The sequence below is a fragment of the Pseudoflavonifractor sp. An184 genome (genome assembly GCF_002160305.1).
Lineage (GTDB): Bacteria > Bacillota > Clostridia > Oscillospirales > Oscillospiraceae > Lawsonibacter > Lawsonibacter pullicola.
Map to the genome: position 1 here is coordinate 1 of NZ_NFKI01000028.1, position 19,576 is coordinate 19,576.

Sequence of the window (19,576 nt, forward strand, 5' to 3'; positions counted from 1 at the left end):
GGCAGGGCTTTGGTTGGTGTTGCCTTTTGGCTGCTCACATAGCTCTCCTATGGCGTTTTCTTCTGTTGTTTCCGTGAATCACCCTCTTGACTTAATACCATTGGACTTAGTAATCAAGCAAAATGGGCACCTGCTGTTCCTCGGCAAACCGCATGGCCCGCCAGAACATGGAGAAGGCAAACTTGGCCAGGGATTGGGTGTCATACTGAGTGTGTTCCGGGATGTCCGCCTTGCTGTACTGTCCATCTGCGTCTATGGTTCCGTCTACCGGGTATCCCTCTGTATCTGCCCAATCAAGGATGGCATCCTCATCAGCCTGCCATGCCAGTTGGTTCAGTTTCTCCAGCTCCTTTCGCAGTCCGCCCAGGGTGGCGATCATTGCCTGATCATCGGTGGGCAGAGGCGCCTGAAAGAAGAAGGGGTCCGCCAGAGGCAGCCACCAGGTAGCCCCATGGAACAGGGACCACACCCGCTCCTCGTCCGATGCAAGACGGGCGACCAGGGGATGCTCCCCGAAGTTCCAGCCCTTCTCCACAGTGGGAGGCACCGGCTCATTGTATGTATGGCAGGCAGCCACCAGAAGCATAGCGCCGAAGGCATCCCAATCCGGCTTGTCGGTGTAATAGGGCTTCTCATTATCTTCCGGCCATGGGGTGTAGGGGGGCTGGCCCGGTTGAGAAATGGCGCTCAAGATCTGATCCCGCCAGTTCTCCACTGCAGTCTGGACCTCAGCTGGGGACATTTCTTCCTCGTTATCAGCAGCTTCTCCATCCGGCGTGATCCGGTTAAAGGCGTATCCGTTTTCCTCCGCCCACTGCTGAACAACAGTTTTCCAGTTGTGAGAATAGTACCGGGTCAGTGTTCCGGCGTAGATGTCAAGTCCCATAGCATTGCCTCCCTCAAAGTTCCCCGCAGGGTATCCTTGCATTTTCATAGCAGGAAATCAGTTTCTTCAGCCATTCGTCCGAGTAGTTCAGCCGTTTGCTATCTGCAATCAGTCCAAAGTCGTCAGAGATGTACCCTGCCAACTCATCATTCTCCGATTTTTCGTAGACGGTGATGTATGCTTTCTTCTCTATTTCTCGGGTATCAGCAACCGTTTTTCCCTTTTTCAGTTCTTCGAGAGCCTGATAAACCCTGACCCATTCGCTATCAAAAGGATCACTGTCTCTTTGATCTAAGAAATCGTCTATATCGAGTTCTTCATAATTGATTTGGCTCAGTTTATCAAGCAACTCATACATTTGCTTCTCCCACATAGATTTCACCTCTTATTCCCACTCAAAGGGTTCCTTTAAGTCAAATTCCTCCATAATTTTCTTTTCCAAAGCTTCATAGGCATCCATATCTTCTGGCTGTGCTGGAATACCCTTTTCCCACCAATAACCGTTCCCATAGTAGAAAAACATAGCCCAGTAATAAGGCAGGTCATGACTGAATACCGCCACTCCCATGACATTGGACACTGGTGCTGCCAGCGGTGAGCGTTCCACTGTCTGGGAGGCTTCCTCATAGGAGATCCCCACCAGTTCCACCAGCAGGTGCTTCACCAATTCGCAGAAGCTGTACTGGTTGAATATGACCTGGCCATCCTCATCTTTGAACACAAGTCCATCTCTCACCATGGTTTTCTCTCCGTTCCTTAACCTGTATCCTTGGCATGGGTATAGTCCCGTCAAGTCATTTCATACAGCAGGGCAGCGTCGCCCTGTACCAGTTCCAGATGGGAGCGCAGCGTTTCAAGCCCGCTTTGCACCGCCTCGGTGGGCAGATCCCAGTCTGGGGCAATTTCAGCGGCCAATTCCGGGAGGTCCTGCTCCCGCAGAGCTGCCAGCACATTAGACGCCAGCTCTCCCTCCAGCAAAGCGCAATCCAGGGTGTCCTCCGTCTGGGGAGCAGGAAAACGGACATCCAGATCCAGCTCGCTCTCACACCAGTCCCAGATGGCCATATAGACCGCGCCGGAGCAGTCGCCGTTGGACAGTTCCTGCCGCTGGCCGTCTTTGAGAAGATAAAAGGATGCGATCTGTGACATAGTGGTTCCTCCCGCATGTTATTCTTTTTCCATCAGCCCTTCTGCCTGCATCCGAATCACATAGAAGGCCCGCACCCAGTCCAACTCCTGTTCCATGGATTCCTCCAAAGCCAGCAGGCGGCGCTTTCCCAGCCTGCGGTCCAGGAGGGCAAAGATGCGGACAAGAGGATTCTCGCTGGCAAGGCTTTTCTCAATGCTCTGGTTGTCAAATTCATGAAATGCCTCATAGAAAAAACCGTTGTCAAAACAGCCATCGTTCAGTGTTCCTTCATGGGCCAGCCGGAAAGGGGCCTTTGGATCGTCCTGGCCGATGCCCTCCCGCCGCAGGGCCTGATATCTGTTCCAGTAGTTCTGTTCATAGGCATAGTAGTTACTTCGCAGCACCTCCACGCCGTCCAGTCGAATGGCCGCCCGGCCTGTTTGGTCATGGCTTTCCCAGTAGCTGGTGGCAAAATACTGGATATGGCCCCGGAGCGCCGGACACAGGTAGTCATTCTCCAGCTTGTTCCGGATTCCGCTCCAGGTTGACATAGGTACTTGTCTCCTTTCTGATGCCGCTGCGGGCGTTGCCCCTTCCGCAGAATTTGCCTTTTGTGTTTGAAGTGTTATCCGTTGAATCCGCCGACTTCAATTTTATATTTGCAGTCGACCTCGATACAAACTAAATGCCCCATGAAATAGTCGGGTTCCGCATCCAAATCGATGTAAAAGCCAGTTTCACTTCCATTTACAAATACCGTTACATTGTTTACAAACAGTGCTTTTACAAACTCATCTTCTGAAATCTTCCCATCCGCTTCCAGCGTTCCATCTTCGATCATTTCATTCACGATGTCTATACAGTCATCGTTCTCATCCAAAAATGCTCGGATAATGGTATCTTTATGGTCATTGACCCAATTTACCCTTTTCAAAACGATATCGCCCATATTTCCCTCTGTGCTCTGAAACTCAAGGAGAATTTTAGTCTTTCTATCCCATACGGTCCATTCTCCAACATGAAAGCCGAGTTTGCGATCAAATACAAATTCCGTATTTCCCAAAATGATTTTATCCGGCATTTCGCCCCTTTTCTTCTTTGAAAATAGTCCCATATATACCTCCATAACTTTACATGTATTACTGTGCCCGCCAGTCTCGATAGCGTTTTTCATGGGCGATGTTTTCAGTGCTCATTGAGATACCTCGCCAATTTCTTCTCCAGCAGTTCTGTCATATCATTGCAGAGGCGTTTTACCTTGTCCTGCTCATGGGCGTAGTACCAGATGGTTTCCTCTCTGGGGCGGAGCAGGAGCTGGTCGCCGTCCGCTTCTTTCCAGAACTCGCCCAGCACACAATACCGCTCTCCATGGATGGTCAGATCAAACATCCCGGAAAGGGTAAGGATCACGCCTGTGGATACATTGATACCTGCGGTCAGCAGGAAGAACTCCCGCACCTGGGACGGGAGTGTGAAGTCCAGCGCACTTTCTTGATTCCCAATCTGCTCCTCCGTGGCGGCAGGCTTGATCTCATCAGAGGTGTCCAGCACCTTTGCCAGCGCCTTGGAGAACTTGGGGTATCGGCCAAACAGCTCCGGGTGGCTGGCCTTGAATTCCTTTTGCTTTTCCCGCTGCACTCGCTCCTGCTCCTTGCAGAAAGCGTCCAGTTCGGCCAGATACCGCTCCTGGTAGAGATTGCTGGCTTCAAATGCTAAGCCGCTCTTTTCCAGAATGGCGATGGCTCCCTTTTGGCTGCCAAACACCGGGACCCACTGAAAACCGTGTCGGCAGGGCTTCAGTTTCAGAAATTCACCCCGACTCAGCAGGGCTTCCAACTCCGTCTCATGTTCGTCCCACCAGTTCTGCCAGGTTTCAGGTGTTTCCCGTCCCTCAGCCAAGTCCAGGAGTTTTTCTGTCAATGATTCTTTGCTCATGGGTGTCCACGCTCTTTCTCCGCCATCACTTCCACATTACTCGGTAGCACAAAGCTCATTCATTTTTGGAATCAGTATTTTATCCATCCATTGACAAACAACCTCAAAGGCATTGTAAATCTTTTCTTCATTTCCTATATCAAGATATATTTCATTGTCTCTTAAACTGTAAAACAGCGGTTGTGTGTTGATGTCTGGTTTGGCATAACCATAAGGGTCGTATGGACGGGTGTTGATTATATAGCAAACCTCTATGCTTATGCTATCCTTTGTGTTCCCGCCGAATGAGGAAAACGCAATCATATAGGTGAAATTTTTACTGTGCCTCGTAAGTGTTTTGTCGGATTTTTTATACTTGAATCCTAAATGCCCGTACTTTCCTTGCAACTTGGTTCCAAGCATTTGCATTGCTTCGCTAAAGTTCATTGTGCCCCCTCCATTTTCTCATCGTAAAAATAAATATAGTTCATTTCTCCGTTTCAGAGGGCGCAGGAATAGATGCTCATGGCCCCGTAATCGGTGTGCAGGACAAGTCCGCTCTTGGTAAAGGCAAAATTCACCTGCCGCACCACAAAGGGGTCGTCAATGGTGGCCAGCAGCTGGCCGCTTCCGGTATCCCACAGCTCTATGGGGGAGCTGCCACGATCCTGCTGAACGGCCATCAGGCTGCCCCTTGTCCTCACCGTACAGGTATCCGAAAAACTCAGCCCCTGCCGGACAGAAAACGGGAAAGGATTGTCCATTTCCTCTCCGTTCTGGGTCAAATAGAACTTGCCGCCCACAGAGAAGCACTGGTCATCTGGAGAGAAGAAGGGATGCCAGCCCTCATTGGGAATCACTACTTTTTGGGCGGACTTCAAATCGACCAGCACATACTCACCCTCGGTGACGCGGTAGGCCGCTTTGCTCTGCCGGGGAGAAAGCATCCCGAAGCAGTAATAGGCAAAATTCGGGTCTTTTGACTTCTTGCATTTTACCGTTTCCCGCCACACCTCTGTGTTGCTGCCAAAGTCAAAGACAACAATCTCCTCGCCCGTGTACCACAGGGCCAGGTCGCCGCTGACATCCAGCATGGTCTTCATGCTGTTTTTCTTGTTGGCAAAGGGTGTGATTTCATGGGAGCGGAGTGAGAACTGCTGGAGAAGATAGCTGTTGTTCAGAAGAAGGGTGTCATTGGGGCAGAGGACCTGCTCATAGGTCATCCGCTTGGCGCCCAGAGAGACCGTTTCAAGGATCGCCCCGCTGCCATCGAAGTGATAGAGGGTTTCGTCCTCAAAATCTCCGACCACCCTCGTCAGGAAGAAGTCATCCCGTGTGAGGGCGGTAGCCAGGGGCATAAAACCGTTACTGTCCTTACCGACAAACCGATGGCACCGCGCCTGCCCAACAGCGGCATCCGGATTCTGATAGACAAATCCTTTCCGCATTTGGCTCATCATGGCGCTGGCAGTCTTGCTCTTGACCTGGAAGGCGGAGTCGCACAGGATCTCCTTGACCTTCCCGCCATTCAAGCAGGTTCGGATGGTATGTCCGTCAATTTCAATCCGCCACTGCTTATTTGTGGCGGGGTTGAGGAAGGTTTTTTCAATCATGGTTTTGGCCGTTCCTCCTTTCGGATCAGGATGCTTTTTCCCTCGGAGTTGATGCTATACAGGTCATCCAGATGGATGTGGAATCCATCCCCGCGAAGAGTTTCTGCCATACCCAAAGCGGCTTTCGCCAATAGAAGCAGCCCCGCCCGGTTTCCCGTTAGCTCCAATTCATTTCCATCAGCATGAGTGGTAAAGGAGAGGTGGGCTTCCGGCTCTACCGGAAGGATGGGCAGTTGTTCATCATTCAGTTGAATGGTCAGTGTTTTGGGTTTCATCGCTTGTATCCCACCTTTTGAAAACTCCTCAATCAAAATCCATCCATACCAGGTGCTTCCCGCAGTGGAGGCACTGGAACAGATAGCATTGCAGATGCCCGCCGTTGACGGATTCCTGGATCATTTCTTTTTGCTCATCGTCCCACATGGAATCGTCCAGCACCTCCTCCAGCACACCCAAGGCCCGCAGTTCTCTGGCACCCACAGGGCCCAGATAGGCGCAGTAGTCGCCGCAGTGGGCACGCCAGTATTCCTGCTGCCAACCGGAGTAGCCGGGAGTTCGGTGGATGAGCTCGTCCAACTGGGCCGGATTCTCCACGCCATCGTCCACGGAGCAATCGTCCTGGAAGCTGCCGTCATATTTCCGGGCCGCCTCGCCGCTGGCGATACACTCCGGGCACAGACACTCAATATCCTCCACAGCGTAAAAGGGGCCTGTATAGAAAATATGGGTCGTCTTGCCGCAGCAGTCGCAGGCAACGCCATCCGCGGACTCCTCAAAAGCGCCTGTTTCCAGAGGGTTGGGGTGATACCGGAAGGTGGGCAGGCCCAGCTGGGCCTGCCGCTCCTTCTCTTTCTGCTTCTCCTCCGGCGTTTTGGGTCTGGGGAGGGCGTAATGATTGCCCCAGTTTTCCGCATATTCCTTCAGCGTGCCCAGCCGCTTGAGGGTCTTTTTATCGGAACGATTTCCGATTTGGCAGAGCAGTTCATAGGCATCCTTCTTGAAGTCCAGCAGATCATACACATCCACCAGCACTTCCTTGGCCTGCTTGTCTTCCGACTGCTCCAGTTTCTCCTTGAAGGTATAGAGAGCGCGGACACTGTCCGGATTTCCTTTTGTCTCCCGAAACTGCTTTTGGAGTTCAATATATTGCTTCAGGTATTCGTTCATGGTCACAATCTCCCATCAATCCCACCAGAAGTACCAGACGGTGGACTGCCGCAGCACATCGGCCAGTGCGCCAACGGTGGCGTCCTCCGGCTCCTGATCCACAATGTCTGGACAGAAACCGTACTGTTCCAATGCCACTTCCATGGCCTTCTCCTTGGGGATGGGGGCCGGGAGCAGGAATTCTAATTCATCGTGGCTCATGGCGGCAGGCACCGCGCCGTACTGCTCGAACCAGTATTTGGCCGCTGCCATCAGCTCCGGTGTGTCGGGGCAGTCATTCCAGTTTCCGAAGGGCAGGTAGGCGAAGATCTCCCAGGGATTCTTCACCGGGATTTTGGCCAGAATAAGGGGATAGGTCATATCGTTGTCAGAATTCCAGTAGCAGGAGAAACGGTCATTGTCATAGCCGCCCTCCATCTCGCCCAGGACTTCCTCATCCCAGTCCATATCGTCATCCTCAGCTTCTTCCTTGCGTTGGCCGATCAATTCATCCATAACCGCCGTTCCGTCTTTGATGGGGGCGGAGAGCATCTTCTTCCGGTACTCCGTTACGGTTTTGAGGTCAAATTCGTAAATGTCCGCATCATTCTTCAGGTCGGCGTTCATCACCAGACACTCCAACAGCGTTTCATCATCTGCCTTGATGAGCACCGGCACAAAGCCTTCTTTGACACTTTCCCGTTTGGCATAGCTGTATGCCGACATGATGGGATCATCGTCCTTCATGGAGGGGAAATAGGTGCATTCACAGTCCAGATACTCCATCAACGCCTCAGCCAGTTCGGAGGGTTCCAGCGTGTCCTCGTCGAAGTCCTGTCCCTGCCAGTTGGTGAAGCGTTCCTCGATCACCTTTGCCATGGCCTGGTAGTAGTCCTCGTCAAAGGGGATAAACAGGTAGGCTTCATCTTGGAACTCATTGGAGTGATACCGTTCCGGGCCGAAGAAGCGGAGGGCGTTGTCATCAACATCGGCAGGATAGTAGGGGCTGTCGCCCTCTCCATAGTAATAGCCTGCAAAAGCACGGCCTTGCTGATTGAATAGCACAGAGAACAAGCAGCCGTCCAACTCATTCTGGATGAATGCCCGCAGGTCCACACTGGCAGGGTCGGCTTTGACCTGTTTGACCACTTCGCCGTATTCTTTCAGAAATTCCTCGCCCATCAAATCATGCTCCATGCACCAACGCAAGTAGATGGCCATATGGTTGTAGGCATTGATGGGGTCAATGGGCAGACCCTTCTCCTCAATGCTCTCGATATGATAGGAGGCATCGTCCATCTCACCGTCAAAATCATCATTGGAAAGGGTGCCACGAGTGATAGCATCCTGACGATCAGGCTCCACCACAAAGCTGATGCCGTTCATTTTGTCCAGCAGGGCGTCCGCGTCATGGGCCAGCTTGTATTCCAATTCATCCCGGTAGAGAGGGATCACCTGATAGAAGTTGACCTCCTCGCCACTCGGCAGGATGCAGACCTCGCTTCCATCTTCGGTGTCCTGGGGACCGGTCAGCATGGCGGCGCACAGCTTTGTGCCCTTTGCAAAGTCCTCCTCATTGTCCATGGTATGGCCGAAGCCCAGCCAGGTATCGCTGGCAATGGGCAGGCGGGCCAGGGTTTTCAGCAGGCGGATAGGCCAGTACCACCGCTCATTCTTCAAATCCTCACGCTTCAGCTTCCAGTTCCCCGGCAGCGCGATGGCCAGCTCCGCCCGCTCCAGCTTATATTCCGCCAGTTCCTTCGGGACATTCATCCGGTGGGCGCCCATACCCATGGTGACCAGGGTGTAGTAGTCCCGCTCCTCGGAGGGCGGCACCACGCAGATGTCCACATGGATGTCCGGGGAAGAAAGCTCGTGGAACACATTCTCGAACTTGCCGAAATACTGCTGGATGTGCCCCTCGATGGCTTCCATCTCCTCCTCGGTGTAGACCTCGGGAACACCGGATTCCTTATCCTCGGGCACTTCACCGTCCGGGTCATCATCATCGTCAGGGTCACCGTCCGATGACGCCCAGGAGATTTTCAGGGTCATCTGCTCCTCCGGCAGTCCGACGCCAGGGCTGCGGGTGATGGTGTGCTTATCATCTGCATCAAAACCGATGGTTTCCCCATCGTGCAGTTCCACATCATTCTCCAGCACATAGGACACAAGGCTGGCCAAAAAGTCCCGCAGATCGCTCGGCTTGGCATCGGTGCCCAGCACCTCCATCTCTTCCTTACCAAACGAATCCAGGCCATAGGTGTAGCCGTTCATGCCATTCTCATTCCGCCAGAGGCCGAACCAGATCCAGTTGAAGATGGGCAGTTCGTCATCCCGCATCATGTCGGCAAAGCCCTCATAGAACCGGGGCTCAAACACCACGCCGCTGGTGTAGATACCGGTGGCATATTCCTGGCGGCAGCAGGCGGCAACCACCTTTGTGAACAGCTTGCCCTTTTCCAGAAGATCCTCCTCTTTACCCAGCACTGCTACCATCAGGTGGGCGCGGTGCTCTTTGGCTACCTTGACCGCATCCTCCCACATATAGTTGTTTTCCGCATTGCCCTCGGCCTCGCCGCCGGGGATAGGATAGGAGGTCAAGCTGACAGCGGCCAGCATATCGCCCACCTCAAACACCAGGGCGTCGTCGTCCTTCTCCTCGCTGGCGTCGTATTCATCCACAGCGATGTCCCACTTTTCCTTCATGTCCCGGATGAACTGCTCTTTATCCCATTCTCCTTTGGACAGCAGCACAAAGCCGGTGAAGACGCCTGTGTGGTCACTCTCGTCCTCGACTTCTGCTCCAGCTCGCTTTGCAATCTCCTCCTGACACGCTTGAATCACCGCCGGGGCGTCCTCGTCCTCCGGGTCCAGCTCCGCCCACCGCTGGGCGTAGGGGATGGCCTTTTCCTCCTGATGGTAGAGATACTGGTATCCATAAGCCATCCGCATATTCCACTGGGACTTCTCCTGGCCTTCCTCCCGAACCAATTCCAGTAATTCAATGGCTCGGAGCAGGGCTTTTTCTGCCTTGTAGTAGGGTGGTTCCTCTTGATGGTCGCCCAAAACTGCGTAGTTTTCCAGCGCCCGGGCCATGGCATAGACGATGCGGTAGTTCCGCCAATCCTCCGGGATGGCGTTCAATGCCTGGATACAGCGGGTGTACTCGTCCTCATCATTCCACTGCTCCAGCTGCTGGAAGAATTCCTCTTCGTTCTGCGGGGTGTAAGGGATATAGTCCACGCCCGTCAGCGTCTCGTCCAGCTCGGGGATCTGATCCTCATCGTCCGGTTCCTCCTCGGGCGGCGTTTTCAGGTTCACAGTGCCTGCTTCTCGACGGAAGGTGTGGAAGCTGGCCCAGGGGATCTCACTGTCCTCGAAGAACTCCTTTGCCATCTGGAGCGCCGTCTGGATGTCCCAGGCAATGAAATCCACATAGCCGCAGAAAAGGCCGGTGGCTCCACCGGTGAGGGTGAGGATCTCCGGTCCGTCGCCGGTGGTAAACACTTCTTCCAGTTTGTCCCGGAAGTCGAAAATCTTCTCCGATCCTTCCTCCTCCCGGAGGGTATCCAGGGGATAGCAGAAGAAGCCCGCCACTGCGCCGTCGGCATGGAGATCGTCCATGAAGTCATTGTCGGCATTCAGATAGCCGTTGATGAGCGGTACACAGCAAGTGGAGCCGACCATCACATCCAGCCGCCAATCGGCGTCGGGATCTTCATTGGGTTTCATTTCGTAGCCAAGATAGCGCTCCAGATAGGCTTCCGGATCAGTGGAGAGTTCCAGCCCCCGCTCCTTCAGAGCGTCGGGAAGCTGGGACATAAGCATGGACGGCTCCGCCTTGGGTTCCTCCAGCACATCAAAACTGTCTATGTATCTCATGTGGGGAATCTCGCCCAGCACTTGGTCGGTGAGGGTGGTGAGCATCCACCAGACTCGGCCTTCCGCCTCCCGGAGCATGGGCAGCAGTTTTTCACAGTAGGCGGAGATAGCGAAGCTGTTTTCGCCCTGTTCCTCCAACCAGATCTGCACATCATCTCCAGAGATGTCCCAGCCATCGTCGGTGCGAAGGCCGATGTTTCGGATGGGCTGACGGCCCACAAGGATGTTCCAGTGCTCCAGCACCTCCCTGGAGGCGTGCTTCTGGAAGTAGACCAGCTCAAACAGCTTGACCTTGTCACCCTCCGGGGTGAGGATCAGCTCGTACTTCTCGCCGTTGAAGCCCATCTCGAAAGAGATCTCATCAAAGACCTGGTTCAAAGCCCCTTCCATTTGGGCCACGATTTCGGCGCCGCGGGTGTGGTCTTTGTCGTCGTCCATCATTTGGCGCAGTGACCCTTCCATTTCGGCAAAGGTCTCCCACCAGTTCTCTGTCCGCTCCCGGAAGCACTGCGAGAACTGAGGCAGAGAAATGCCCTTCTTGCACCAGTCGATCAGCTCCATGGTGTCCTCGTCACCAGGGCGGGCCTCCAATGCCTTTTCAAAGTATCGCAGGGCACGGTCCTCCTGATCCAGATAAAAGTAAGAGTAACCCATGCGGAAGTTCCAGCAGTGGTCTCCCTCGAAGTATTTCTCATGGGGTTTCAAGAGAGCGATGGCCTTTTTGAGCAACGCACGGTTGGAAGGTGCCCCCAGATTGTTGTAAGCCCGGGCCAGCTCGCTGTCCATCTCCGGGGTGCGCTCCTGGGCAGGAATAGCCTCCAACGCGTCGATGATCTTCTGGTACTCGCTGTTTTCATTCCACTTCTGGCACTGCTGTAAAATATCCATATCCGGGTCCTCCTCGTCCTCATCCGGTTTCCAGTCTTTGATCTGCTGGAACACGCCATTCTCATCCCGCTCAAAGGCGCAGGGGGCGGGGGTGTTTAGCAGAGGGATGATGTCGGGATCGTCGTTGCAGATGGTGTTGAGGCCGTAGATTCCGGCGTTATTAGGGTCGTCCATGTACTCGTCACTCTCATCACCAGCGGTAAAGCGCCAGCCGCTGTCCCAGTCGCCGTCCGGCTTCTCACGGTAGCAGTAGCCAACCTTGCAGCCCTCCACCGTGATGCGGTTGGTGGCGATGCAGCCGGTGGCTTCCTCCCAGTCGGGGAGCAGATTCTTCATGTCCTCTGCCTTCACATGGTAGTCCCGGTTGCGGCCAGCGGCCTCGTACAGCTCCTTACGCAGCGCCTCCACATCCCGAGCCATCTCCTGGATCTCCTCGTCGTCCATCATCTCACTGAGGTCATATTCCAGCGGGTTCTGGGCAAAATCCGCCAGGGTCTTGTTCATGGCGTCATGCTCCTCTGGCGTAGCGGTGATGCGGATGCGGCGGGAGGGGGTGTTGTACTCGTCCAGATCCTGGAGGTTCACACTGCCGCTGACGCTGCACTCCAGCAGGATGGCGGCCAGGTCGGTGACCACATCAATGGCGAAGTGGAAGTCCATCTCCACGCCATCGGAGTGTGTAAACTCCAGATACTCCACGGTTTGGTGGAAGTCCCAGTTCTGCTTGTCCAGCCCGATCTTGGCGAAGATCTCGCTGAGGGGGATCTCCTCCTTCTTCTGATCTACCAAAAAGGCCACAAGGTTCAGGCTGTCATCCGAGCCTCCGATAAAGTTGCCCCAGTATTTTTTGATATACATGACCATCCTCCTCACTTGCGCGTCAAAGTTCCGTTATCAATAAGGGCAGCCTCCCGGATGCGCCGGAGGGATTCCGGCTCCAGCAAAAACTCCCGCAGGTTCGGGTCCTCAAAGAAGGACATGGGACGCACCTGCGTCGGCCCGGCAACCGCCCACAGCCGCGATGTTGCCAACCGCTCCGCTGTCTGGAGCGCCTTCTCCTGCTCGCCCAGATAGAGATAGCGGGCGATTGCGTCCCGATAGGAGGAGTCAGCCATGGGCACGCCTTGAATCTCCTCAAAGAGATCTACGGCATCCCTGGCGGTTCCGAACATACAGCAGTGGTTATAGAGCTTCCGCCTGGCATCGGGATCGTCTGGCGAGAGCTTTTTATTCTGTTCCACCAGCTTTGCCCAGAGCTGCTCCTTCGTTTGAGGTTCCTCCGGTTCATGGTAGGGGTAGTTCTTGTCGTTGTCCGCAAAGGGCATAACGCCCCGCTTGAGGTAGTCCATCAGAATGTCACAGAACCGATCCCGCTGGGGGAGGCCGTTCTCAGCCCGGATGCGAGCCTGTTCTTTCATCAGCGCCTCAATCAGTTCCTGCTCCCGGTGGAGCTGGATGGCGGCCACCGTCATGGCAATCATGTGTTCATCGCTCACATTGCTGTAATACCACTCCTCCAGCCAGGGAAGGATGGTCAGATCCAAAGCCAGCGCCTTTTCATAGTCCAGGTTGAAATAGGCGACCTCAGCCTTGACCGCTGCTACCTGATGGGGGTATTTATCGGAAAAGGATTCCAGGGTATCCAAGGCCCCTTCTTTGCCATCCATGATCTCATAGCAGACCATGCGGGCTTTCTTGGGAAGTTTCACGACATCCATGTTGACGCCTCCTTCAGTCTTTTTTCTGTAAATAGTAGGTTCCACACCGGCCCCACAGCCGGGTGTCCAGATTTTCCTTTTTGATATCTGCCATCTGCCGAAAGACCGGCTTGATTGCCTATCAGCAAAGACAGTCGAGGCTGTCAGCGGCGGCTCATGAAATGTGCAGTTCATCTTGACCGTTGCTGGCTCGGTTGGCTTTGCTATCTCCCCGATAAATGGGAAGTTATCGACCTGTTTTTGATAGTCTGTTCTGCAAGAAGATAACAGCGGCTTCATGCACTTCTTCTCTTAATTCGCCCTGTGTAGGACTTTTTGCAATCCTCTGTATATCTGAGAGAATACAATTTATGCTCTCATCGGAAAAAAGAGGTACCAGACAGGTGATAATCCAATACCTCCATATGTCGTCTTTTTCATGTGGACTTAAAACTCTATGAATTAAAGGGACGAGGGCTGATTGGTGTAAAGCGAGCACCGGCAAAATATCACCAGCAACAGGCCAATTACAGTCCTGTATCCACTCCAAAAGAGAGGATAATATCGGCTCAATCTCATTGTCAGTAAGGTGTTTTAGCCTCTCTATATTTGAACTATCAAATTTATTTTTTGGCACTAAGTCGTGAATATCTGTCATATTAGCTCTTAATCTCCATCTCAAATATTATTTTGTCGTTCTCCAAATACTTTTTTCTTTCTTAAAGAAGACGGAGCGTGTTGTTCACCTTGTCTGTACCACACGCGGTACGCATGGCATTCACTCCTCTAAGCGTTTCAGGTACGGAGCAGGGACCACCTTTGTCAGCCACACTCCATTGGCGGATAAATAAAAGAGATATCCGTCGCGGTGCATCTGTCCGGCATCCACCAGGTAAATCACAGGCTGGCCGTGCCGCTGGCCTACTTTTTCGGCGGTTTCGGGATCTGGGGACAGATGGACATACAGGCGGCTTTGGGGAAGCAGTCCCTGGACCTCGATGGAGGCGGCAAACCGCTGGGCTGTTCCGTGGTACAGCGTCTCCGGTGGTTCAGTCACGGGGAGTTCCACATCCACCTGAATGGAGTGGCCCTGGTTGGCCCGGATTTTTGTCCCGTCCTCGCTGAAGGAATACCGCTGCTTTTCATCACTCCGCACGATTTCCTCCAGAATGTCCCGGTTGATGGGGTATTTTCTGCTGATACCCGCCAGCAGCGCATTGACATCCGCCCAGCCGTGGGCATCCAACTGGATTCCAATGACCTCCGGCTTGTGCCGAAGGATCAAGCTGATATACTTGCTGATCCTTGTAAGATCGGGTGTTGTTTCTCTCATGGTGCCCTCCGCATTCTCAAATTGCCTCCACCCGGATAATAGGCCGGTAGAAGTCATAGTCGCCGTTTAGTTCCTTGTCTTCCTGCACTTCCGGCTTGCAGTGGGGCGAACAGGGCAGGAAACCGAGGAAAATTCCAAGTCCGCCGCAGATGCCGCGCCCGCCATCACCGCCGCAGGTGGTAAACTGTTCGGCCTTCACGACCTCCCGCATATAGGGGTCATAGGCGATGGACACTCCGAAGAAGTTAGGCTCCTCCATATCGAAGGGCTTGTCCTCATCCTCCGGGCTTTCGAAGTGGTGCAGGTGCATGGAGTAGTCCATTCCATCTCCCCAGGGGAACAGGGTGCGGCACCCGCCGCCGCACAGATAGGCCCACTCGTCCGCCGTGGGCAGGGAGAGGCCCTGCTGTTCCAGCCCGGCAAGAAGCGCATCGTAGTCTGTGCGGTTATAGATACAGATCTGAAAGCCCTTTTCCGTCCGCTCAATGCGGGCTGACTGGTGCATAGTAAGGCTGTCAAGGTCGCTCCAGGCAAACTCCCGGAACTGCTTCAGCCAGTCAGGATGGGCGGTCAATCTGGGATCGTCCATTGTGACCAGCTCCCAGCACAGTTCCTCCAACTCCCGGCCCACCAGCATAGGGCCAATAGCTACCTGCCGAACGGGAGCCATGCTTTCCCGGATCATCTCCTCTGGGTCCTGTTCCATCTCCCATTCCTGGAACAAATAGTCCAGTTCCTCCCGGCTGTCCTGACTGAGCCCTATGGCGAACCGTTCCCAGCCCAGGGTGACGGTATCGCCGGGAACGAAAACATACTCCCGGCTATCTTTCTCGAATATGCCGGTGGTACAGTTCTGGCCCCAGCGATCAAAGGTATGTAGACCGAGAAAGGTCATATTATAACGAGCAGCCAGGCGTTCCATCAGCGCCTGTTTCTCGGTGGTTTCCATTTGATTGAATTGGGTGCGAAATAGTCTTTCGTTCATAGCAAGTCCTCCTACAGCCTATCCAGATTCTCCTGTAGATCGCCCTGCATCAAGTGTTGGGCAATGGCTTGGTTCAGTGCCTTATGGGGGTGATAGGCTGCCTGCCCTACATCGTGGAGGCACTCCGCCATCAATACCTCTGGCGAAATGCCTTCCCGTTTGCCATAAAGATGGCCGAAGGCATAGCACACAGACTTTAGAAAGTCAAAAATGTAGTCGTGATTTCCGCGCATACTGGGCAGATCATTGAATGAGCCCATACCACCGTATGCCCGAAGATGATGGGCAACCTCCCGCCGCTGGTTCCAGTCCTGAATGTCCCGCTCCAACCAGTCAATCCAGTTCTTGAATTCCGGATGGTCTGCCTGAAGGATTGAGCGCAGACAGATCAGAGCCTCAGTATAAATATCTGTCTGTTTCATCAGATTCCTCCCAACTATTTTCCGAAATGCTCCAGATACAAATCCCGCACAGAATAAGGGCCTACAAGGTTCGTTTCCTGTCGGCCATCCCAGGAATACACATGAATTTTGCCCTCGTCCCCAATGTACTGTTGTTCCTCAAAGGATGCGGGGAATGGGAAACTTTCTACCATGCTCCAGTTGATCTTGGATTTCAGCTCATCAAATTCCTCGCGCTTGAGCCTTTTGAAGTTAAATATCAATGCTGCCCCAATCCCATCGAACAGCAAGTCTGCGTATTCTCTGGGGGTGATGCTTTCGCTCACATTGGCGGCATCAATATTGACATCCAGAACCTTGTTGCCGCAGTTTGTCCAGATTTTATCGGGAGAGAACCAGGTGGTGCGTTCCTCAGAGTCTGCAAAGTCCTCACGGGGATACCATCCGTTTGCGCTGTCCGGCTTGACGCCTTCCCGAAGCGTCCCGTTGTACGGGGAAAGCGGATAATATCGGTGCCGCACCAGATCAAATCGGCCAAAGGCAATTTTCAGCAGATACTTGTGCTTTTCACTACGCATGAGCTTATGGGGCTTCACGATATGTTCTTCGATCAAGCTCCAAATGTACTCATCTACACGGATGGATACACGGGGACGGCTGAATAGTGTGATTTTGTTGGTGTCTGTATCCACATTGAGCCAGACACGATTGATTTCAACCATTGTCATTCCTCGCTTTTCAAAAACGATCCGCTATAAAATCGGCTTTCCCAGATGGCCTCAAATTCTGCTTTCTCTATCAAGCAGGCGTGGAACTCCTCGCCCCAGACATGGGCGTTCAATTCCTCCACGGTGGGGATCGGCGTAATCTCAATGGCACCGTCGTAAAGGTCGGGGATGTCGCGGGTGCAGCCATCCGCAAAGATGTCAATGGAGCGGAGGGCCAGCCGCTCATTTTCGGTATCCACTTCATAGAGGATGACCGATGGTTCACCCTCCGGTGCGCCCTCCCAAAAGAGCTTGATGTACTCGATCATTCCGTTTCCCTCATTTGAACCAATGCCACCCCGTCATGGTGCCGGTTACCTCATCTATCTGTACCGCAATATCATAATTGCCGCGACAGCCCAGCAAGGCCGCAAGATGATCATTTTCCATAATCAAATCATAAAACTCAACCGCTATACCTTGGAATTCCCCTGGGATCTCCAGCACAGAAAAGGAATCCACTGACTGAGCATTTTGGAAAAATTCAATGGCCGTTTTACTGCATTTTACTATAATCCCTGTTTGAGTGGTCAACTCTTTCATGCTTTCGCTGCCTCGCTCATGTTCAGATACATCCCCATCGTTTTTTCATCGGCACAGGCTACTCGGATCATTTTGGCCAGCATCATCAAATCGTCGATGTATTGGGAATACACGCAGAACACATCCTCGTCAGAGTCAAAGTGAAACAGATCCTCACCACTATTGTTTTCCTCAAACTCCCGGATCACGCCCCGGACCAGCCGTTCCCAGTCTCCGCTGCTGCCGGTCAGTCCCAGCCGGCAGAATTCTTCTGTCCGGAACCCGTCACTGATCTTCAGCAGAAGGGAGATGGCATAGGGGTGGTGGGGAATGAGAAAGAATGGCGCGATCTGCTCCGGCTTCACCCAGATTTTGAAGGGCGGACGCGGATCGGGTATCCAGGGCAGCATCTCCCACTGGTCGTCCGGTCTGTTTCCGTATTGGGAAAAGTCTTTCATGTAATCCCTCGCTTCCCGGCACATCAGCAGCCTAGTTGTCCTCCGTTTACCGGGCGGAAGATCCTTCGGCCCGCCAGCAGTTCCTCCAGCTTTTTGGCCAGCGCCTCCACAATGGCGTGGCAGGGATTCTCAACCCCCACGATCTCCAGCTTTTGCAGCTCGACGCAGTGGAGCGTTCCATAGAAGCCCAGCATGAAGTCCGTCAATTCAGCAATCATCCCATAGCCTTCCATGTTGCTCACATCCGTCTGACCTTCTTTTGCGGTCATCAGCCCAATGATCCCCACCGCCACGGTGAAAGCGCCGCAGCAGGAGTGCTCAGTCTGCATCCCAAGGCCCATGACGGAGAACATTTTCCGGGTCTCCTCGGACAAATTCAGATGGTAATATTCATTGCAGGCCATGAACATCGCCTCGGCGCAGGTCAGTTCCGTGCCGATGTGGTAGTGGTTGACCAGTTCATAGAGTTTCATTGTTGCCATACCATACTCCAATCGCAAAGCATTTCATTCTGTGTCACTCTGCGCAGCTCGTCCCGCACCTCCATCAGCGCAAAGCCCAGCAGGTTTTGTCCACGCCACTTCGTGGGGTCCTGAGCCTCCGGGGAGCTGGCCGCGAGGCGGATGCCCCAGATGTTGTCATAGGGGCTGGCCTCCACCAGTACGCTGTCCCCGGTGGAAAGGAGAAACTCCCGCAGTTCGCGGTTCTGGCTGAATTTGTGCCAGTTGCCAAGCAGCACAATGGCGTACTTGAACTTGTCCCATACCTTCTGCTCAAAGCCCCGCACCTTGCGGCCCAGAGCCTTGATCTGCTTTTGGTCGCTGCATTTCAAAATCTGGTCCCGGATCTCTTTGTCGCCGAACAGCTCGGCCTTAGCAGCCATCATATACTGCTCCATGCAGAGGTAGGAGTCAGCCGTCGTATAGAAGTCCTCCATCCACCACTGGCTGAGGCAGCTTTTTGTCAGCTGGCCGTCCTCGGATAGCTGATGGCCCCAGAACAGGCACAGCTCCCGCTTCCGCCCGGCGGCAAACTCCTGCTGGAGCCACTGGCGGGTGTACTTTGGCTGGCCTTCCGGCTGCCACGCATCCACCAAGAAGTCACCATGCTCCAGTACCTCGCTGCTGTCCTCGTCATCCCACCAGCCCTTCCAGGTCACCGGCTCGGGAAAGAGAGTGCGGTATTCCGTCCGCTCCTCCGGGGAGAGGGTGTCCAGCCAATCGCCAAATCGGTCTATGTAATCCTCCCCATAGCCCATGCGCCAGCCAATGGAGTATCGCTCGATCTCCCGGTGGGCCAGCCAAGGGGGAGGCATTATTTTCTTATCTTGTAGTGCCATATTGTTTTCCTCATTTCTCTTGCAGCTTCTTCAGCAGCTTCACGATCCGCTCCCGGTTCTTTGCGGTTTTCATGAAGGTGGGGAGGTGGTCGGCCTGAGTCTTTTTCTGGCTACCCGATGGCTTTTCCCGCAGGTCGGCGCTGAGATAGTCGATCAGATAGGCAAGGTGTTCCCGGTTTAGGGCCCAGACTGGTTTACCCTGGAATGAGGTCAAAAACCACAGTTCCAGGCCGAACCAGGGGTCCTTGCCGCCCTGAATCTCCGCGCCATAGGAGAAAGCCTCCGCCGTCTTGTGTACCTCGCCCGGCATGGTTGCCCCGCAATAGGGGCAGGCCACATGGAGGACGGGAAAGTGTTGTTTTGCCTCATCTTCAATATCCACCCGGTAGTATCTTCCGCAGTTTTTGCACTGGTTATGGACATCGTAGCGGTAGACCGTCCGATCCTGCGTCATCCGATAGCCGCAGCTCAGGCACCGGAAATAGGCGTTGTCATCATCCGCTGTCACCACACCTGCGCCGTGGCACTTGGGGCATTTCACCTGGATGCCGGTGGTGAGGGCGCTGTAGGCACTGTGGGTGAAATAGGGTTCATCAACGATTCGGCTCATGCG

The 19,576-nt window shown here is 53.8% G+C and carries 24 protein-coding genes; all 24 read right to left on the reverse strand.

Features of this window, described 5'->3' with window-relative positions; translation table 11 throughout:
* Nucleotides 1–106: 106 nt before the first annotated feature.
* The 24 genes from B5F19_RS10165 to B5F19_RS10280 all read right to left on the reverse strand — a co-directional run bounded on the left by B5F19_RS10165 (nt 107) and on the right by B5F19_RS10280 (nt 19,573).
* Nucleotides 107–886, reverse strand: coding sequence for a hypothetical protein (locus B5F19_RS10165; RefSeq protein WP_087290171.1), 780 nt, complete (start codon nt 884–886; stop codon nt 107–109).
* A gap of 13 nt (nt 887–899) precedes the next feature.
* On the reverse strand, nt 900–1,259 hold the full coding sequence (locus B5F19_RS10170) for a hypothetical protein (RefSeq protein WP_087290173.1): 360 nt from the start codon (nt 1,257–1,259) through the stop codon (nt 900–902).
* Between the two features lie 12 nt (nt 1,260–1,271).
* The gene (locus tag B5F19_RS10175; protein WP_087290175.1) at nt 1,272–1,625 is read right to left on the reverse strand and encodes a hypothetical protein; all 354 of its coding nucleotides are present in this window, start codon (nt 1,623–1,625) and stop codon (nt 1,272–1,274) included.
* Between the two features lie 50 nt (nt 1,626–1,675).
* Nucleotides 1,676–2,035: a hypothetical protein gene (locus B5F19_RS10180; protein ID WP_087290177.1), complete on the reverse strand. Its 360-nt coding sequence runs from the start codon at nt 2,033–2,035 to the stop codon at nt 1,676–1,678.
* Nucleotides 2,036–2,053: 18 nt separating this feature from the next.
* The gene (locus B5F19_RS10185; protein ID WP_087290179.1) at nt 2,054–2,566 is read right to left on the reverse strand and encodes a hypothetical protein; all 513 of its coding nucleotides are present in this window, start codon (nt 2,564–2,566) and stop codon (nt 2,054–2,056) included.
* Nucleotides 2,567–2,640: 74 nt separating this feature from the next.
* Nucleotides 2,641–3,129 carry a DUF2262 domain-containing protein gene (locus tag B5F19_RS10190; protein WP_204248320.1) on the reverse strand — a complete coding sequence of 163 codons (489 nt, stop codon included), beginning with the start codon at nt 3,127–3,129 and terminating at the stop codon, nt 2,641–2,643.
* Nucleotides 3,130–3,200: 71 nt separating this feature from the next.
* On the reverse strand, nt 3,201–3,950 hold the full coding sequence (locus tag B5F19_RS10195; RefSeq protein WP_087290181.1) for an SMI1/KNR4 family protein: 750 nt from the start codon (nt 3,948–3,950) through the stop codon (nt 3,201–3,203).
* Nucleotides 3,951–3,986: 36 nt separating this feature from the next.
* Complete coding sequence (locus tag B5F19_RS10200; RefSeq protein WP_087290183.1) at nt 3,987–4,376, reverse strand: hypothetical protein; 390 nt, start codon at nt 4,374–4,376, stop codon at nt 3,987–3,989.
* A 53-nt stretch (nt 4,377–4,429) separates the two neighbouring features.
* Nucleotides 4,430–5,542 carry a hypothetical protein gene (locus B5F19_RS10205; RefSeq protein ID WP_087290185.1) on the reverse strand — a complete coding sequence of 371 codons (1,113 nt, stop codon included), beginning with the start codon at nt 5,540–5,542 and terminating at the stop codon, nt 4,430–4,432.
* Nucleotides 5,539–5,817: a hypothetical protein gene (locus B5F19_RS10210; protein WP_087290187.1), complete on the reverse strand. Its 279-nt coding sequence runs from the start codon at nt 5,815–5,817 to the stop codon at nt 5,539–5,541. The genes B5F19_RS10205 and B5F19_RS10210 overlap by 4 nt, the downstream gene beginning before the upstream one ends.
* 28 nt (nt 5,818–5,845) lie before the next feature.
* On the reverse strand, nt 5,846–6,709 hold the full coding sequence (locus tag B5F19_RS10215; RefSeq protein WP_087290189.1) for a CbrC family protein: 864 nt from the start codon (nt 6,707–6,709) through the stop codon (nt 5,846–5,848).
* A gap of 15 nt (nt 6,710–6,724) precedes the next feature.
* Nucleotides 6,725–12,319 carry a DUF2185 domain-containing protein gene (locus tag B5F19_RS10220; protein ID WP_087290191.1) on the reverse strand — a complete coding sequence of 1,865 codons (5,595 nt, stop codon included), beginning with the start codon at nt 12,317–12,319 and terminating at the stop codon, nt 6,725–6,727.
* Between the two features lie 11 nt (nt 12,320–12,330).
* On the reverse strand, nt 12,331–13,179 hold the full coding sequence (locus B5F19_RS10225; RefSeq protein ID WP_087290193.1) for a hypothetical protein: 849 nt from the start codon (nt 13,177–13,179) through the stop codon (nt 12,331–12,333).
* 226 nt (nt 13,180–13,405) lie between these two features.
* Nucleotides 13,406–13,816 (reverse strand): DUF5071 domain-containing protein, encoded by a 411-nt coding sequence (locus tag B5F19_RS10230; RefSeq protein WP_087290195.1) that lies wholly within the window; start codon nt 13,814–13,816, stop codon nt 13,406–13,408.
* A 120-nt stretch (nt 13,817–13,936) separates the two neighbouring features.
* Nucleotides 13,937–14,491 (reverse strand): RNA 2'-phosphotransferase, encoded by a 555-nt coding sequence (locus tag B5F19_RS10235; RefSeq protein ID WP_087290197.1) that lies wholly within the window; start codon nt 14,489–14,491, stop codon nt 13,937–13,939.
* A gap of 16 nt (nt 14,492–14,507) precedes the next feature.
* Nucleotides 14,508–15,476 carry a hypothetical protein gene (locus tag B5F19_RS10240; protein ID WP_087290199.1) on the reverse strand — a complete coding sequence of 323 codons (969 nt, stop codon included), beginning with the start codon at nt 15,474–15,476 and terminating at the stop codon, nt 14,508–14,510.
* An 11-nt stretch (nt 15,477–15,487) separates the two neighbouring features.
* On the reverse strand, nt 15,488–15,898 hold the full coding sequence (locus tag B5F19_RS10245) for a hypothetical protein (protein WP_006572377.1): 411 nt from the start codon (nt 15,896–15,898) through the stop codon (nt 15,488–15,490).
* A gap of 14 nt (nt 15,899–15,912) precedes the next feature.
* A complete protein-coding gene (locus B5F19_RS10250) occupies nt 15,913–16,599 on the reverse strand; it encodes a hypothetical protein (RefSeq protein WP_242972778.1) in 687 nt (228 codons plus the stop codon).
* Nucleotides 16,600–16,601: 2 nt separating this feature from the next.
* Nucleotides 16,602–16,913: a hypothetical protein gene (locus tag B5F19_RS10255; RefSeq protein ID WP_087290202.1), complete on the reverse strand. Its 312-nt coding sequence runs from the start codon at nt 16,911–16,913 to the stop codon at nt 16,602–16,604.
* Nucleotides 16,914–16,923: 10 nt separating this feature from the next.
* Entirely contained in the window at nt 16,924–17,187 is a 264-nt protein-coding gene (locus B5F19_RS10260) for a S6 modification enzyme RimK (RefSeq protein WP_087290204.1), read from the reverse strand.
* Nucleotides 17,184–17,624, reverse strand: a complete 441-nt coding sequence (locus B5F19_RS10265; RefSeq protein WP_087290206.1) for an immunity 51 family protein — start codon at nt 17,622–17,624, stop codon at nt 17,184–17,186. The genes B5F19_RS10260 and B5F19_RS10265 overlap by 4 nt, the downstream gene beginning before the upstream one ends.
* Nucleotides 17,625–17,647: 23 nt before the next feature.
* Complete coding sequence (locus tag B5F19_RS10270; RefSeq protein ID WP_242972779.1) at nt 17,648–18,106, reverse strand: C-GCAxxG-C-C family (seleno)protein; 459 nt, start codon at nt 18,104–18,106, stop codon at nt 17,648–17,650.
* Nucleotides 18,094–18,963, reverse strand: a complete 870-nt coding sequence (locus B5F19_RS10275) for an NADAR family protein (protein ID WP_087290210.1) — start codon at nt 18,961–18,963, stop codon at nt 18,094–18,096. The genes B5F19_RS10270 and B5F19_RS10275 overlap by 13 nt, the downstream gene beginning before the upstream one ends.
* Nucleotides 18,964–18,973: 10 nt before the next feature.
* Nucleotides 18,974–19,573, reverse strand: a complete 600-nt coding sequence (locus tag B5F19_RS10280) for a hypothetical protein (RefSeq protein WP_087290212.1) — start codon at nt 19,571–19,573, stop codon at nt 18,974–18,976.
* Nucleotides 19,574–19,576: the final 3 nt, after the last annotated feature.